The sequence below is a fragment of the Erythrobacter sp. F6033 genome, assembly GCF_023016005.1.
Classification (GTDB): domain Bacteria; phylum Pseudomonadota; class Alphaproteobacteria; order Sphingomonadales; family Sphingomonadaceae; genus Erythrobacter.
Genome location: NZ_JALKAZ010000002.1, coordinates 36,123 through 51,172, shown reverse-complemented (window position 1 = coordinate 51,172; position 15,050 = coordinate 36,123). Strand labels below are relative to the sequence as shown.

Below are 15,050 nucleotides of genomic sequence, written 5' to 3'. Positions count from 1 at the left end.
CTGACATGCAAGGAACTGCGACATGACCAGAATTTCCAAACTAATCGGACTCATCATCGCGTTGATCGCGGTGATGACCCCCGTCAGCGGATCTGCCGAACGTATTCGCGACTTGGGCGAATTCGAAGGTCTACGGACCAACCAGCTTACCGGTTACGGTGTGGTGGTTGGTCTGCAGGGTACGGGCGATGACAATCTTCAATACGTGACCGAAGCGATGAAGGGCGTCTCTGGCCGGCTGGGCCTGCAATTGCCGCCCGGCATCAGCCCCAATTTGCGCAACGCCGCTGCGGTTATCATCACGGCTGATTTGCCTGCCTTTGCCAAGCCGGGCCAACGGATCGACATCACTGTTTCAACTTTGGGTCAGGCCAAAAGCCTGCGCGGCGGTGCCTTGGTACTGGCTCCGCTTTATGGTGCAGACGGCCAGATCTACGCGATGGCTCAGGGCAATATTGCAGTTGGCGGATTGGGTGTCTCCGGCCGCGACGGATCGCAGCTGACGGTCAATGTCACAACTGTCGGCAGAATTGCAGACGGCGCATCGGTCGAGCGTGCGGTTGCCACCGGTTTCGACCGGGAAGGCACTTTGCGTTTCAACTTGCACCGCGCCGATTTTCTTACCGCGTCCCGTGTGCGCGATGCGATCAATGGGATTTATCCCGGAATGGCGCGCATTTCGGATGGCGTGAGTATCGAACTGACTCTGCCATTTGGAAACGACATCCGCGCGGCAAAGCTCGCCGAGATTGAGATGTTGGCCGTTACACCAGCACCGGTCGCGGCCAAGGTGATCGTCAACAGTCGGACGGGCACGGTGGTAATCAATCAGTCGGTGCGCCTTTCGCCTGCTGCGATTAGCCATGGCAAGCTTGTCATTCGCATAGACGAAACCCCTCGCATTGTGCAGCCCGAACCTTTTGCCAACGGCGAAACAGCGGTTGAAGAGGCATCCGATATCACCGTGACCGAGCGGTCTGACCGAGTTGCTTTGATGCCAGGAGCGGCCTCGCTGAGCGAGATAGTTGACGCGCTCAACCTGCTTGGCGTGGGCGCAGCCGATCTGGTTGTGATCCTCGAAAGCCTCAAACAGGCGGGCGCATTGCAGGCCGAAATGGTGGTGCTGTGATTATCGCGCCATCTTCTCCTTCGATCGGCACATTGCCCGACACACTCTCGCCCGAGCGGCGGGAGCTGCGCGAAGCAGCGCAGGGTTTCGAGGCGATCATGATCCGCCGCATGCTCGAAACGGCGCGCGCCTCAAGCTTTGCCGAAGATGCACCGCTAACCGGAGGCGGGCTGAAGCAATTCGAGAAAATGCGCGATGAACACTTCGCTGAAATCGCTGCGGAATCGGGCTCCTTCGGGTTTGCACGGAGTATCGAGGAACAGCTTGCTCAATATGTTGATGGGCATGGGGGTATGTGATGCCTACCGCACTTATCTCGATCGGCCGCAGCGGCGCTGCGGCGGCGCGCGCCAGCCTTGAACTGACAGCGCAGAACATCGCGAATGCGTCCAACCCGGACTATGCGCGCCGGACACTTGCCCAAAGCGAGGTGGTCGGCAGCGCGACGATCGGGTTAAACTCGGCCAATTCGTATGGCGGTGTGCGCATCGGAACGGTGGCGCGGGCCGAAAGCGAGCTGGTGCAGTTGCAATTCCGCAGTGCGACAGCCGATCTGGCGCGGACGGAAGCCGAAATGAACGGTTTGCGCGGCGCAGAGACTGCGATTGAGCAATCCCGCCTGTTTGAAGGGCTGGTTGATTTAGAAGCCGCGCTCGTCCGCTTGGAAAGCGACCCGTTGGATCCGGTGCTGCGTACATCGGCGCTGGAAACAGCCCGGCAATTGAGCAACACATTTCAGCTAGCGAACGGATCTCTCGCAGAAAGCCGCAGCCTGTTGCAGGCCGAAGTCACAGTGGGCGTACAATCCGCCCAAACTATCGCAGATGAAATTGCCCGGACCAATGCCGAATTGGTGAAGGTTCGTGATGGCACTGCTGCCAAAGCGGCACTGCTCGATGCGCGGGATGCGAGCCTACGCGATCTCTCTCAGCAATTCGGAATTGATGTGCAATTCGACGAGTTCGGAGCCGCGACGGTTAGTCTTTCTGGATCGCCGCAAGTGGGACTCGTCACTGGCGCCAACGCGGCAACACTTGGCTTCACGGCGGATGCCGAGGGCCGCGTAACCTTTGACGCAAACGGACAGTCATTCGCCCCTTCGAGTGGGGCGCTTTCGGGCCGACAGACCGCGCTCGATGAAATGGCCACCATGCAGGTGGAGCTTGATGGAATTGCCAATCAAATCATCACCGCCGCCAACACGGCACAGGCATCGGGTTCGACCAGTTCTGGCGCCGCTGCGCCCGCTTTCTTTGCAGGCAATTCAGCTGAGAGCATCGAGGTCGCGCTGACAGGCGGATCAGAGATCGCGACTGCGCCGGCAGGTGCTCCTACGGGAAGCCGCGATGTTTCCAATCTTCGAAATCTGATCGGTGCGCTTTCCGCCGGCAACGGACCTGCGACGACGACTGACACCCTGCTGCTTGGCATTTCCAGCCGGATTTCCGGCCTAGACACCAGACGCGAGGGCCTAACGATTGTCGCGCAGAGCGCCGAAACCGCGCTGCTTACGGCAACCGGTGTCGATCTGGATGCGGAGGCTGCCGCGCTCGTCCGCTTGCAGCAAGCATTCGAAGCAAACAGCCGGATCATACAGGTCGCAGCCGACCTGTTCGATACCATTCTGGCGTTGAGATAGAGCGAAGGGAAACGGCAAATGACCACTGTTGGCAATTCGACAGCCGCCTATTTCAATCGCTCTCTGAGCCAAATGGCCGAGCTGCGCGGTTCGATCGAGCGTCTGCAAACGCAGGTCGCAACCGGACAGCGCATCGAACGCGCATCGGATGATCCGACCGGCGCGGCGCGTTTGCGTTCGCTCGACAGGTTGGAGCGATTGGGAGAGATTGAGGAAGAAAACGCGGCCAAACTGGCACAGGATCTGACCTTCGCTGCCGATCAAGTGGGCGGGGTCGCCAATGTTATCGCTCGAGCGCGCGAACTCGCTCTCTCAGCGGCCAGTGACACACTGCCGGAAGCTGCCAGAAATGCCATTGCGGAGGAGCTGGAACAGCTCGGCGAAGAGCTGTTCGATAGGGCCAATGCTACATCCCTGACCGGAGAACCATTGTTCGCGGGCACTGCCGCCGGGCCAGCCTTTACGCGCGATGGCGCGGGCAGTGTCACCTATGCGGGCAACAACCAGATCGGATCGGTCAGGGTTGCACCGGGCACCGAAATTGAACGCGGTGTGGCTGGCAATGATGTGTTCGAATTCTCCGCTGGCGGCGCGCCAACCAATACATTCGCGCTGGTGGATGGGTTGGCGGCCGCTTTGCGCGGCGGCGCAGCAGACCCGACTGCAGCGGCGCAGGCCGCATTGGAGGGATTGGACGTTGCACTCGAATCCGCGACCCGTAACCAGGCCGTTCTCGGAACCCGGCTCGCTTGGGTTGAAGTGGTCCAACAAAATCAGGCCGATCGGTCAATTTCGGTCGCAGAACAGCGTTCCGAAGTTGGTGACACCGATATCGCCAGTGCAATCGCGCAATTGCAGCAAACCCTCACCGCACTCGAAGCCAGCCAGGCCAGCTTTGCCCGGGTGAGTTCGCTGTCCCTTTTCCGCGCGCTTTAACGCGCTGGCCAGTCGCATTTAACAGGAGCCTATCGAGATGTTTGCCATCATCGGTATCATTGTTCTGATCATCATGGTGTTTGGCGGGTTTGTGCTCGCCGGAGGGGCCATGGGGCCTATTCTCGCGGCGCTGCCGCTTGAAATGATGATGATTGGCGGGGCGGCGATTGGCGCCGTGTTGATCGGCAACTCGATGCACGAGATCAAGCTGTTGGGCGGCGGTTTTGCGAAGGTCTTCAAAGGGCCGAAATATTCGGACGATGACCATATCGATGCCATCGCGCTTTGTAGCCAGCTGATGAAATTGCTTCGCGCGGAAGGGGCCGTCGCGCTTGAGAGCCATGTCACCGACCCGGAAAGCTCAACCATCTTCAGCGAGTATCCGAAACTGCAAAATGATCCGGCCGTCCGCGATCTGATCTGCGATCCGTTGACGCTTATGGTGGTTTCAAGCGGAACGCTGGATACCCACGCGGTCGAGGACGTGATCGACAATTCGATCAAGACCCAGCTGCACGAGATGGAAGAACCCGCTCACGCTATCCAGTCCATGGCCGATGCGTTTCCCGCGCTGGGAATTGTTGCTGCGGTTCTGGGCGTGATCAAGACGATGGGTTCGATCAACGAGCCGCCCGAAATCCTTGGCAAGATGATCGGCGGCGCGCTTGTTGGGACATTCCTCGGCGTGCTGCTCGCCTATGGATTTGCAGGCCCCATGGCAGGCCGGTTGAAACAGGTGAATGCACACGATCAACAGATCTTTCATTCGATAAAACAGGTGATTATCGCCAGCCTTCATGGCTACCCTCAACCGCTTGTCTTGGAAGCTGCGCGCTCGGGTCTGCCGCCAGCGCATCGTCCAAAGCTGACCGATCTGCTCGATTTGATGCGGGGTCGATAGGATGGCTGAAGAAACTGCGCCGCCGCCTGCGCCCATTATCGTCAAGAAAATCACGATAGCCGCTGCCGATGGCCATCATGGCGGTGCCTGGAAAGTTGCCTATGCCGATTTTGTGACGGCAATGATGGCGTTCTTCCTGCTTCTCTGGTTGCTCGGCGCGACGGAAGAAAACCAGCGAAAAGGATTGGCTGATTACTTCACGCCTACGCTCGTCAAAATGCGGCAGGAAGGCGCGGGTTCAGATGGGATGCTGGGCGGCAGCTCGATCACCGATGCGGACAATTACCCTAACGCACAGGGACAGACCGGGACCAAGTCGATCACCATTCCACGCGGTGCAACTGGTGGACCCGTTGAAGGTGGCGGACGCGGCGAAGCGGAAGCCGAACGTATCAAGGAATTGCGCGAGACAATCGCAGATGAACTGTCGAAACAGAAGAAGCTGCGGCATTTGGCAGAACAGGTCCGCGTAATGCGTGCGCCCGATGGCATTCGGATTGACCTGGTCGACGATGCCGATTTTTCGATGTTTGCTCTCGGCACTACCATCCTCACCGATGAGGCACGCGGCATACTCGATATCATTGCTGGCAGTATCGAGGGGGAAAGCGCGCCGTTGATCCTGCGGGGCCATACCGACTCTTTGCCATGGCGGTCGGGTGTGATGGCAAATAACTGGTCGCTATCAACCGGCCGGGCGGAAGCTACGCGTCAGGCGCTCATACTGAACGGGATGAGCCCGCAGCGTTTCGCAAGAATCGAAGGGGTGGCCGATCGAGAGCCGCTTATCGCGGACAATCCGGGCGATCCGCGCAATCGGCGTATCTCGCTCCTATTGCTCAAACCAGAAGCCCGCTCGCAGCGCACGCGGCCGCGCTTGCCAATAGGTAATCGTGCGGAGGCATCCGGCACTAGTCCATCAACCATGTCTAACTAGCTCTCTCGCCAGATGGCGGCGCATCGCTGCCAGTCCAAGACGGAGCGAGAGAATGACCGAAACGATCCTGCCACACGAATTGCCGGAGGCGCTCGAACACGCTCCGGCTGGCGTCAAACTTCTCTCACTCGATTGTTTCGACACGCTGCTGTGGCGCGATTGCCATGCGCCGACCGATCTGTTTTCCGGGCTTTCAGCGGTCTTACCGGGCCAAAGAATAGTGGGCGAGGCGAATGCGAGAAAAGCACGCCGAACTTTGCGGCGGAGCAACGAGGTCGGGCTCGCCGAGATCTATGAGCAAGCCTTGCCCAATGCGCAGCCTGCCGATCGCGAACAGGCAATAGCCGAAGAGCTTACCGCAGAAGCGCGGGCATGCTTTGCATTTGCGCCGACTGTCGAGCTGATGCGGGTTGCCAAGGCGAGGGGTCTGGCTGTCATCATTGTGTCCGACACCTATCTGGATGCGGCGCAACTGGAACAGCTTATCCGGGATGCCGCAGGCGACGAGGTCGCGGATTTGATTGACCGCGTGTTTGCCTCTTCGCAGGCCGGCATCTCCAAAGGAGAAGGGTTGCTCGCCAAAGCGCTGAAAGCAATGAAGTGCCGGCCTCATGAAGCGTTTCATCTGGGTGATAATAAAGCGGCGGATTACGATGCATCGCGTGCATTGGGCGTGCCCGCTCGGCACCTTGTGCAGTTCGAAGAGACAGCCAAGCAACGCCTGCGTTTCGAGCGCGCGTTTGCACAACTTATCGGTGAGAAGGCGGGACAGATCCGTGGCCTTCAACCGCACCGGGCTTTGCTCTCAAATGGCGAACCCAAGCTTGAGAACGCAGCGGATGCTTTGGGCTTCGCGGTTCTAGGCCCGGTATTTGCGGGTTTTGACCGCTGGCTCCACGGCGAAGCACAAACTCTTGCCAAGGCGAATGGCGGGAAGGTCCACTGGCTGTTTATGCTGCGCGATGGCCATTTGCCATGGTGCGTCCATATGGCAGGCAGTCCGGCGCCGGAGACCGCAAGGGTTGAGATCAGCCGTTTCGTGGCAACCGCAGCCTCTTTGACCACGCGCGAAGCCTATGAACAGCACGTCGCCTTGGAGCATGGGCTGAACCCTTCTACATTGGCGCGGCAGATGCTGCTTGATGAGAGCGAAATCACACAAATTATCGGCGACCCGCAAAGCGATGCCGACAAGTCTGAAGCCAGCGCGCGATTGCTCATGGAACTGCGCACAGGGCAGCGGCAAAAAAAGACAATTCGTAGGGCGCGCGCCTTCGCCGACCGTCTGACCGAACATATACGCCAAGCCGTTGACCCGCAGCCGGGAGACACGCTGATGCTCGTCGACCTCGGTTACAACGGGAGCGCGCAGAACCGGGTTGATGCGCTGCTCAGCGAGGCATTCGATGTCCATGTGGCTGGCCGGTATCTGCTGCTGCGTGAGATGCAGGCCACGGGGCTCGACAAGCGCGGATTGATCGATGCGCGCAATTTCGATCCCGAGTTTTTGGAAGCTTTATGCGGCAATGTCGCAGTGATTGAGCAATTGGCGACATGCGAGCTCGGCTCTGTCGTAGACTACACTGAAACGGGCGATCCGATCCGCAAAGATAGCGCCGTCAAAGGCAAGCAAAGCGAGGTGCGTGATGCGGTACAACGCGGTGTGGTCGCCTTTGCCAAGGCTGCTAGCAATCCGCCCGTTACTCGCGCTCAGGATGTCAATTCAGAACAAGCGTGGCGAGACGGCGCGGCGGCGGCGGCGCTGGGCCGGTTTATGTTCCTGCCTTTGCCGCATGAATTGCGCATAGTCAGCCGGTTCGAACACGATGTGAATATGGGCAGTGAGCGGATGGTGCCGTTGTTCGATCCTGATCACGCGCGCGAAGGGATGCAGCGCCGCGGTCTGTTTTATATGAAAGGGTCGGCCCGCATGTTCTTGCCTGCTGAGCTTGCCCAAGAGGATATGAGCACGCGGCTCGCGCTGATTGCGCAGAAGCGGTTTGGACTGGGGCTGAGTTACACTGACTATGCGCCTGCTACGCTCGAGATGGCTGTCTTCTATGTGAATGCGGCCGACACGGCGCAAGCAATTGTCGAAGCCCGCGCGACCCATGATGGCTATTTTGCCGCACGCGTTCCGCTCGGCGACAAAGGGAACGGCGTTGCTCTGAAAGTCGGGGCAGCGTGTGAATGGATCGAGATTGCTTCGGTCACATGCGCTCCCGTGAGCGGCCTTGCGGGCGGTGTTGTCAACGACACAAGGCCCACGCTTGTGACGCCGCAATTCGACGGATTGGAAGAGCGCACCCCGGGTATTTTCGAATGCACTTCGGAAAATGCGTTCGCGCTTGTGACGCCAAGTGCGCTTCACGCCAGCGATGAGCCTCAGATGCTGGAATTCGTGTTCCGCCCGCTTAGAAAACGCGGCGAAAGCGCCGTGCCGTTTGCTGCTCGTGCAGCATCCATCTCAGTTAAGGAGAAAGCCGCATGAGCAACCTGTTAATCCATTCGATGTCTGAATTTTCCGCCATCATCATGCCGTGTCTCAAGGAGGCAGAAGCTGCAAATATAACGGAGATCGGAAGCGAGTTCGGCGGGATGTCCAGAGAGCTGGCCGATCATTGCGAAGAACAGGGAGGCATGCTGACCTGCTACGATCCCGAACCGGATCCCAGTTTTTCTGAATGGGCAGAAGGCAGCAGCGCTGTCTGCCATGTGAAACAGCCCAGTCTGGATGCGCTGGAAACCGCAGGGCCAGCCGATGCGTGGTTTATTGACGGCGATCACAATTATTTCACGGTGTTCAATGAGCTCGTCCATGTCGACCGGATATGCTGCGAGGCTGATCGGCCTTTGCTTGCGTTCTTGCACGATGTTTCATGGCCATGCGCGCGCCGCGATTTTTACTATGCGCCATCGCGGGTTCCAGCCGATTGGCGTCACCCCCACAGTTATGACCATGGCGTCGTCCTCGACGATGACGGTGTCTTAAAAGGGCGCGGCTTTCGCGGCAGCGGTAGTTTCGCAGTGGCATTGAAAGCGGGCGGCCCGCGGAACGGGGTGCTCACTGCTGTAGAGGACTTCATAGCCAAAGCGGACACCGAAGAGCGTCCGCTTTATTACGTGCATGTGCCAGCGGTTTTCGGGCTGGGCATCATCTTTGATGCGGACGCTCCTTGGGCGGAAGCAATCGCTCAATTCCTGCTGCCCTTTCACCAAAATCCATTGATTGCGCGGCTTGAGGAGAACCGGCTGCGCAATTACCTGGAGGTGATTGACTGGCAGGACCGGACTGCAACACCGGCTTAGCGCCACGCTCTTTAATCCCATTGCTTGCCAACCAAAAAAAGCCCGGAACCGTAAAGGCTCCGGGCTTTTCCTTTTGCCCCCATCGGGAGCGGCGGAGAGTGCGTTTTATCGCAGGAGTGACAGCACGTTCTGCTGTGACTGGTTCGCTTGGGCGAGCATCGCGGTTGATGCCTGGCTCAGGATCTGAGCCTTCGCCAGGGCCGTGGTTTCGGCAGAGTAATCGGTATCCTCGATCCGCGACCGCGCATCGGTGAGATTGGCCGATGTGGTCGTGAGGTTGTTGATTGCCGATTCAAGCCGGTTTTGTCCGGCACCCAGCGATGAACGCGCGGTGTTGACGCTGCTCAATGCAGAATCGACATTTGTGATTGCCGTCGCCGCATTGGTCGACGTGCTGACATCAAGGGCCGCAGCTGTGATTGCAGTGCCATCAATTCCGGTGCTGGTCAGGGTGACTGTGCGACCGGCATCGATTGCGATGTCGACTGTCACGTCGGTGCCGCTCGTGGTGCTGAACAAGGACACGCCGTTGAAGTCGGTGTTGCTCAGAATGTCGTTGATCTGGCCTGCAAGCTCGGTGACTTCGGTGTCGAGGAAGCCGCGATCTTCTGAATCAAGCGTTCCGTTACTGGACTGGATCGCCAATTCGCGAACGCGCTGAAGCATGTTGGAGACTTCGTCCAGCGCACCTTCAGCGGTCTGTGCCAGGGCGATCCCGTCATTCGCGTTTCGGATGCCTTGGTTGAGGCCGCGAATTTCAGATGTGAAACCGGTTGCAATGGAAAGGCCGGCCGCGTCATCAGCGGCGCTGTTGATCCGGCGACCCGTCGATAGACGCTCCATCGCAGTATCAAGCATACGGTTGGCCTGCATGCCTGAGTTGGCAGCACGCAGAGCAGAGGTGTTGGTGTTAATTACGGACATTGGTCAAACTCCCGATGGTCTTCCGCAGCGAGAGGGGCTCGCCGCTGGTGAACCTAAGAGCGGCCATCTGTTTGGATGTTTAAGGACATGAGATCGTTTTTCCATTTGTGCCTAGGCAAAGCGGTGTTTCGAGCATGCTCAACACCGGAATATCCGCGACTAAGGGGTCCTACGGGGGCTTAAATTACCTCTATTTTGGCCGGCAAGGCGGCAAATCCTTTCCGACACACGAAAACAGTCGTGAAAGTAACAAGGCCCATTGGTTCTGCTATGCTGAATTCACCGTACGACGCCCATCAGGCGCCCTCTTTTGAAGACGATGCCGACAATGTTTGTGAGGGCGATTTTGAAAGTCGCCATCGCGCGCTTCTCGGCACGACTTTGCCGCTTCTTGCAAAGGATTGGCAAAGGGATCGGATTGCTTTGGGTGAAAGCGGGAGGTTCCCTTGCCCATCGGGAGGCCGCCGGCCTGACAGGATTGAGATTGATCTGACCAAGGCGGAGCTTCCTTCGCTTGGCCGGCAGGCGGATCACCGGATCGCACTGGCTTATTCTGAGAGTTCAATGGATGCAGCGCGCGCGGCGTTTCTCGCGGTAGCAGCGCAAGGCGGTTGGCCGATTGCGGCTGATGATCATAGCCTCGCCTTACTTACTTTGGCGCAGCGAATTGCTGGCAGCGAGATACCGGTTCTGCTCGAAGGGCCGACTGGCACGGGTAAAGAAGTGCTTGCCCAATTTGTTCACCGCCTCTCGGCCCGCAGCAAAGGGCCATTTGTGGCAGTCAACTGTGCCGCAATGCCCGAAGCTATGCTTGAGGGTTTGTTGTTCGGTCATCGCAAAGGAGCCTTTACCGGGGCTGGCGAGGCCCGAGATGGTTTATTCAAAGCTGCAGATGGCGGCACTTTGCTGCTGGACGAATTGGGTGAGCTGCCGCTCGCGCTGCAATCCAAACTGCTACGAGCTTTGCAAGAGGGCGAAGTCTTACCACTGGGTGCGACAAAGCCGGTGCGCGTTGATGTTCGGGTGGTCGCCTGCACCAATCGGACACTCAGCGCCGAAGTGGAAGCAGGGCGTTTCCGCGAAGACCTGCTCTATCGCCTCAACGTGTTCCCTCTCGAGCTGGCCGCTTTGCGAGACAGGCCCGGCGATATCGCACCGCTCGCTTTCGGAATGTTGCTGCGTCATGCCTGCCGTGACGAGTTGCCCCATTGGATTTCGGGTCAGGCGCTGGCTTTGCTGCAGACGCATATATGGCCTGGCAATGTTCGCGAGCTGGAAAATGTCATTCGCCGCGCGATCTTGTTGGCGGGTGATTCCCATCAAATCGGTTCGGAGCACATTGTCTTCGATCAACCGGTTAGACCTGTCCATGAGGCCGGTGCAGACCGCGCTGCGTCACTAACGTTTGCGCGAGCAGGCGGGAAACTGTCCGATGTGGCATTTCAATCAGAAGTGCAGGCCATCCTGACTGCCCTTGAAAGTCATGGCGGCCACCGCGCAAAAACCGCGCGCAGCTTGGGCATATCCGAGAGGACGCTCCGCTATCGCCTCGCTTCGATGCGGGAATCTGGCTTGCTTGCTGCGGGAGGTGAGGCATGAACGGCGTTCGACCAACCTCCGGCGTTCAAGACGTATTGGCATTGCGTCAGGAAGTTCTCGCCCGTAGCGAGGCGCTTCGAGATGTGCGTGCTGCGACAGATGCTACGGCAGGTGCTCCGGCTGCGCCAGCAGGTGCCGATTTCGCCGCCACATTGGGCACGGCCTTGCAACAGGTCAGCGCCGTACAAAAGCGATCTGGCGATATGCAGGCTGCGTATGAACGCGGCGAAGTGACGGATATCGCACAGGTCATGCTGGCGCGTCAGGAAGCTGGCGTCGCGTTCGAAGCGACCCTGCAAGTCCGCAACAAACTGCTTTCTGCCTACCAAGACATTATGCGGATGGGGAGCTGATAGATGGCTGATGCAACCATGCCCGTCCCCGCTGGTGGTGAGGCCATACCGGTCGTCGATCCTACGATCGGCTTTCGCTCCCAATCAGGAGATTGGCGGAGTCAAATTTCCGCCTTCATCAGTCAGCCGGCCATTCGCCGGGCATTGCCCGCTTTGGCTGGACTTGGCGCGATAGCGATAATTGCAGCGCTGTATTTCGGCATTTCTCAAGGCCCGCAGCGTATCCTCTATTCCAATTTGAGCGATGGCGAGCGCGCCAAAGTCGTCGAAACGCTGGAGCAAAGCGGAATCGGCTACACCATCGATAGCGGCACAGGTGTCGTCACGGTCGGTGAAGACGAGCTTTACAGAGCACGCATGGCGGTTGCCAGCGACGCAGGATTGGCCGCGCCGGAGGGCGCGAGCGAAATGCTTGACGCTATCCCTCTCGGTTCAAGCCGAACGTTAGAAGGCGAACGTTTGCGGCTCGCGCGAGAGCGCGAATTGATGCTGACCATCCGCGAAATTGACGGGATCGAAGCAGTGCGTGTCCATCTCGCCACGCCCGAACGCTCGGTCTTTGTGCGGGACACAAATGCACCAACCGCGTCGGTCATGGTAAGACTTGTTGGGGGCCGTTCACTGGGTCAGGATCAAGTCGAAGCGATCGTCAATCTGGTGTCGGGATCGGTCCCCGGTATGACGCCTGAATCGGTCCGAGTGGTCGATCAGAACGGACGGTTGCTGTCTTCCGCGCGTGATCCGTCGATGGATGGATTGGTTTTGCAGCGCGAGTTTGAAAGCAAACTGCGCCAGCAAGTGACCAGCCTTTTGATGCCGCTGCTTGGCGACGGCAATTTTTCGAGTCAGGTGCAGGTTGAGCTCGATCAAAGCGAAGTTACCGCCGCGCGGGAAAGCTATGATCAAGACGGCGTGGTTCGCAGCGAAAGCGAGCGCAGTTCGATGCGTTCATCGGGCGCCCGATCAGGCGGCGTTCCGGGTGTAACGGCAAATACCCCGCCGCCTGACGCAGCTCTTGTCGACGAAGCACCTCAAGCGACGGAAGCGGCAGTCACAGAGGGCGCTGGGCAGACGTCCGGCGATCGTGAGACTGCTACGCGCCGCGACTATGAACTGGGCCGCGAAGTCGCAGTGACAAGCACACGTCCAGGCGGCCTTGTGAAACTTTCTGTCGCGGTTGCTGTCAGTGACGAGGCGCTCAAAGCCGCGGCACCGCTTACCGCCGAGCAGCTGCAATCACTGGTGAGTGCAGCGGTCGGCGCCGACGAAGCGCGCGGCGATCAGGTCGAAGTCGTGACCAGCACATTCGAAACCGCAGAAGTCACCCCGGTCGCTTTCTATGAGCAGCCCTGGTTTGCGATGGCTCTGCGTTACGGCACCGCGTTGCTCGCCGTGCTGCTTGTTTTGTTGATGGTTGTGCGCCCTCTGATGAAGCGCCTGCGCAATGACGATGAAGCTGAGGAGATTGAAGACGACGATCCTGTGATCGAGAGCGGCGCAGTGCAAATTGCTGCGTCTCAAGTCGACTTGCCCCGCCAAGTGGATCTGGCTCGTCAGCTGGCCTCTTCGCAGCCTGATCGTGCTGTCGAAGCGCTTCAGCGGATGCTTCAGCCACCCAAAGATGAGGCACCCGTATCATGAGTGCAGCCGAACAGATAGACGCAGGCGGATCGATCACATCCAATGATCTTCCAGCGATGAGCCGAATTGAGCGAGCGGCCGTATTCCTCACTCTGCTTGGCGAAGACGAAGCCGCGAAATTGCTGTCGCGACTTGGCCCGGGCGAACTGGAAAGGTTGGGCGGAGCGATGTGCGAGTTGGGAGAAATCAATCAGAACGGCATTGCCGAGGCGATTAGCGATTTCGTGACCGAGGCCGACCGCGAAGTGCTTCCGGCTCGTAATCGATCAGGGCAAGTCCGCGCTTTGCTGACTCAGGCTTTGGGTGAAACCAAGGCGGAAAGTATGATGCAGCGGATTGAGCCCGAAAGCCGTCCTCGCAGTATCGAAATGGCCCGCTGGCTCGCGCCAAAAGTCATATTGAAACTGGTCGAAGGCGAGCACCCTCAAGTAATCGCTGCACTCCTTTTGATGTTGGAGGCAGAATCGGCGGCGGAAGTTCTTTCCTGTCTGCCTGAACAAGCACAATCCGAAGTTGTCGGACGGATCGCCCGCATCGGACCAATCTCGCCGCAAGCGGTCGACATGATCGATAATTTGCTGTCGCAGCGGATCGGGGCAAGCTTCGGTGCCAGTTCGTTGATGCTTGGCGGACCTCGCGAAGCAGCGGACCTTATCAATCTGGCCGCGGGCGAAGTTCGCAACACTGTCTTGCCAGCCATTGCGCAAATTGATCCTTCGCTCGCCGAAGCAATCGAAGAGCAGATGTTCACTTTCGAAATGCTGCTTGATCTTGGCCCGCAGGAGATGGGCCGCTTACTACGTGATGTTGACAATGAAGCGCTTGTCGATGCCCTGAAGGGTCTTAAAGACAGCGAGCGCGATCCATTCTTTGCAGCCATGTCGAGCAGAGCGGCAGATGGAATTCGCGACGATATCGAATTGCGCGGGCGCCTTGCGAAGAGCGATGTGGAAGCTGCGCAGCGCAAGATTATCGAAACCGCGCGCAATCTCGCAGACCAAGGTGAAATCTCGATTGGAGCCGATGATGGCGAGTTCGTCTGATTGGATCAGCCTGTTGACCGATACGCCGGTGCAGGATGCGAATGGCGCACCGGATTGGATCGCGGCGATGGGCAGTCGCGGTGGTTTCCAGGAAGGGGCAATATTCGGCCTGGGCCTATCTCAGACAAAGCCCAATTCTAGTGCTGGAGAAGACTTGCGCCAATCCGTTGATGAGGCGGACGCCTTGCAGCAGACTTTTCTTGATGGCGAAGCCGCAGGCCGGGCCGCCGCACAAGCGGAGTTTGACGTTACTGCCGGTCAGCAGCGCGATCTACGGCTGGCGTTTCGTTCGCTTGATCAAGCGGCGATGGACGCATTTGCGCAAGCCCTATCCGAGACGGTCTTGTCACTGTGCGGGCAGGTTCTGGATGCCAGTGTGCTCAATGCAGATGGCTTGATGGAGCGAGTGAAGGGGGCCGCAAAGGCGCTGGGAATGGCGGCAGAGCATTGCTCGCTGCATCTCAACCCCCTTGATATCGAAATGCTCGGCAAATCCGCACCGCAGGGCTGGGCGATCATGCCGGATGCAAACATACCGCGCGGGTCGCTTCGACTGGTAAGCGGCGACGGCGAGGTGCACGACGGACCGGATCAATGGCGCCGCGCAATCGCGGAGGCGCTGCAGGGATGATCGATGAA

Annotated in this window: 14 protein-coding genes; 13 read left to right on the top strand and 1 reads right to left on the bottom strand. The window is 58.8% G+C overall.

The window, feature by feature from the left end:
* Positions 1-22: 22 nt before the first annotated feature.
* The 8 genes from MWU39_RS12270 to MWU39_RS12235 are packed head-to-tail and all read left to right on the top strand — an operon-like array spanning position 23 to position 8,851.
* Entirely contained in the window at positions 23-1,129 is a 1,107-nt protein-coding gene (locus tag MWU39_RS12270; protein ID WP_247160427.1) for a flagellar basal body P-ring protein FlgI, read from the top strand.
* Entirely contained in the window at positions 1,126-1,428 is a 303-nt protein-coding gene (locus tag MWU39_RS12265) for a rod-binding protein (RefSeq protein WP_247160426.1), read from the top strand. Before MWU39_RS12270 ends, MWU39_RS12265 begins: the two co-directional genes overlap by 4 nt.
* Entirely contained in the window at positions 1,428-2,768 is a 1,341-nt protein-coding gene (gene flgK, locus MWU39_RS12260; protein ID WP_247160425.1) for a flagellar hook-associated protein FlgK, read from the top strand. Before MWU39_RS12265 ends, flgK begins: the two co-directional genes overlap by 1 nt.
* Before the next feature lie 18 nt (positions 2,769-2,786).
* Positions 2,787-3,704 carry a flagellar biosynthesis protein FlgL gene (locus MWU39_RS12255; protein ID WP_247160424.1) on the top strand — a complete coding sequence of 306 codons (918 nt, stop codon included), beginning with the start codon at positions 2,787-2,789 and terminating at the stop codon, positions 3,702-3,704.
* A gap of 37 nt (positions 3,705-3,741) precedes the next feature.
* Entirely contained in the window at positions 3,742-4,605 is an 864-nt protein-coding gene (gene motA, locus MWU39_RS12250) for a flagellar motor stator protein MotA (RefSeq protein WP_247160423.1), read from the top strand.
* Position 4,606: 1 nt separating this feature from the next.
* Positions 4,607-5,542, top strand: a complete 936-nt coding sequence (locus tag MWU39_RS12245) for a flagellar motor protein MotB (protein WP_247160422.1) — start codon at positions 4,607-4,609, stop codon at positions 5,540-5,542.
* Between the two features lie 52 nt (positions 5,543-5,594).
* Positions 5,595-8,033: an HAD family hydrolase gene (locus MWU39_RS12240; RefSeq protein WP_247160421.1), complete on the top strand. Its 2,439-nt coding sequence runs from the start codon at positions 5,595-5,597 to the stop codon at positions 8,031-8,033.
* Positions 8,030-8,851 carry a class I SAM-dependent methyltransferase gene (locus MWU39_RS12235; RefSeq protein ID WP_247160420.1) on the top strand — a complete coding sequence of 274 codons (822 nt, stop codon included), beginning with the start codon at positions 8,030-8,032 and terminating at the stop codon, positions 8,849-8,851. Before MWU39_RS12240 ends, MWU39_RS12235 begins: the two co-directional genes overlap by 4 nt.
* A 105-nt stretch (positions 8,852-8,956) precedes the next feature.
* On the opposite strand, the gene MWU39_RS12230 is transcribed toward MWU39_RS12235, so the two are convergent.
* Complete coding sequence (locus MWU39_RS12230; RefSeq protein WP_247160419.1) at positions 8,957-9,775, bottom strand: flagellin; 819 nt, start codon at positions 9,773-9,775, stop codon at positions 8,957-8,959.
* A 270-nt stretch (positions 9,776-10,045) separates the two neighbouring features.
* Between MWU39_RS12230 and MWU39_RS12225 the strand changes: the two genes are divergently transcribed.
* From MWU39_RS12225 to MWU39_RS12205, 5 genes are read left to right on the top strand one after another with little or no spacing between them, the layout of a single operon-like run.
* Positions 10,046-11,374 carry a sigma 54-interacting transcriptional regulator gene (locus MWU39_RS12225; protein WP_247160418.1) on the top strand — a complete coding sequence of 443 codons (1,329 nt, stop codon included), beginning with the start codon at positions 10,046-10,048 and terminating at the stop codon, positions 11,372-11,374.
* The gene (gene fliE, locus MWU39_RS12220; protein WP_247160417.1) at positions 11,371-11,727 is read left to right on the top strand and encodes a flagellar hook-basal body complex protein FliE; all 357 of its coding nucleotides are present in this window, start codon (positions 11,371-11,373) and stop codon (positions 11,725-11,727) included. Before MWU39_RS12225 ends, fliE begins: the two co-directional genes overlap by 4 nt.
* Positions 11,728-11,730: 3 nt before the next feature.
* Positions 11,731-13,368: a flagellar basal-body MS-ring/collar protein FliF gene (fliF, locus tag MWU39_RS12215; RefSeq protein ID WP_247160416.1), complete on the top strand. Its 1,638-nt coding sequence runs from the start codon at positions 11,731-11,733 to the stop codon at positions 13,366-13,368.
* Positions 13,365-14,411 (top strand): flagellar motor switch protein FliG, encoded by a 1,047-nt coding sequence (fliG, locus tag MWU39_RS12210; RefSeq protein WP_247160415.1) that lies wholly within the window; start codon positions 13,365-13,367, stop codon positions 14,409-14,411. The genes fliF and fliG overlap by 4 nt, the downstream gene beginning before the upstream one ends.
* Positions 14,395-15,042, top strand: a complete 648-nt coding sequence (locus MWU39_RS12205; protein WP_247160414.1) for a FliH/SctL family protein — start codon at positions 14,395-14,397, stop codon at positions 15,040-15,042. Before fliG ends, MWU39_RS12205 begins: the two co-directional genes overlap by 17 nt.
* Positions 15,043-15,050: the final 8 nt, after the last annotated feature.

What these genes read in the sequence shown, in the direction of transcription:
- MWU39_RS12270 (WP_247160427.1), top strand. Translation starts at nt 23, where the DNA reads ATGACCAGAATTTCCAAACTAATCGGACTCATCATCGCGTTGATCGCG.
- flgK (WP_247160425.1), top strand. Translation starts at nt 1,428, where the DNA reads ATGCCTACCGCACTTATCTCGATCGGCCGCAGCGGCGCTGCGGCGGCG.
- MWU39_RS12255 (WP_247160424.1), top strand. Translation starts at nt 2,787, where the DNA reads ATGACCACTGTTGGCAATTCGACAGCCGCCTATTTCAATCGCTCTCTG.
- motA (WP_247160423.1), top strand. Translation starts at nt 3,742, where the DNA reads ATGTTTGCCATCATCGGTATCATTGTTCTGATCATCATGGTGTTTGGC.
- MWU39_RS12245 (WP_247160422.1), top strand. Translation starts at nt 4,607, where the DNA reads ATGGCTGAAGAAACTGCGCCGCCGCCTGCGCCCATTATCGTCAAGAAA.
- MWU39_RS12240 (WP_247160421.1), top strand. Translation starts at nt 5,595, where the DNA reads ATGACCGAAACGATCCTGCCACACGAATTGCCGGAGGCGCTCGAACAC.
- MWU39_RS12235 (WP_247160420.1), top strand. Translation starts at nt 8,030, where the DNA reads ATGAGCAACCTGTTAATCCATTCGATGTCTGAATTTTCCGCCATCATC.
- MWU39_RS12230 (WP_247160419.1), bottom strand. Translation starts at nt 9,775, where the DNA reads ATGTCCGTAATTAACACCAACACCTCTGCTCTGCGTGCTGCCAACTCA.
- MWU39_RS12225 (WP_247160418.1), top strand. Translation starts at nt 10,046, where the DNA reads ATGCTGAATTCACCGTACGACGCCCATCAGGCGCCCTCTTTTGAAGAC.
- fliE (WP_247160417.1), top strand. Translation starts at nt 11,371, where the DNA reads ATGAACGGCGTTCGACCAACCTCCGGCGTTCAAGACGTATTGGCATTG.
- fliF (WP_247160416.1), top strand. Translation starts at nt 11,731, where the DNA reads ATGGCTGATGCAACCATGCCCGTCCCCGCTGGTGGTGAGGCCATACCG.
- fliG (WP_247160415.1), top strand. Translation starts at nt 13,365, where the DNA reads ATGAGTGCAGCCGAACAGATAGACGCAGGCGGATCGATCACATCCAAT.
- MWU39_RS12205 (WP_247160414.1), top strand. Translation starts at nt 14,395, where the DNA reads ATGGCGAGTTCGTCTGATTGGATCAGCCTGTTGACCGATACGCCGGTG.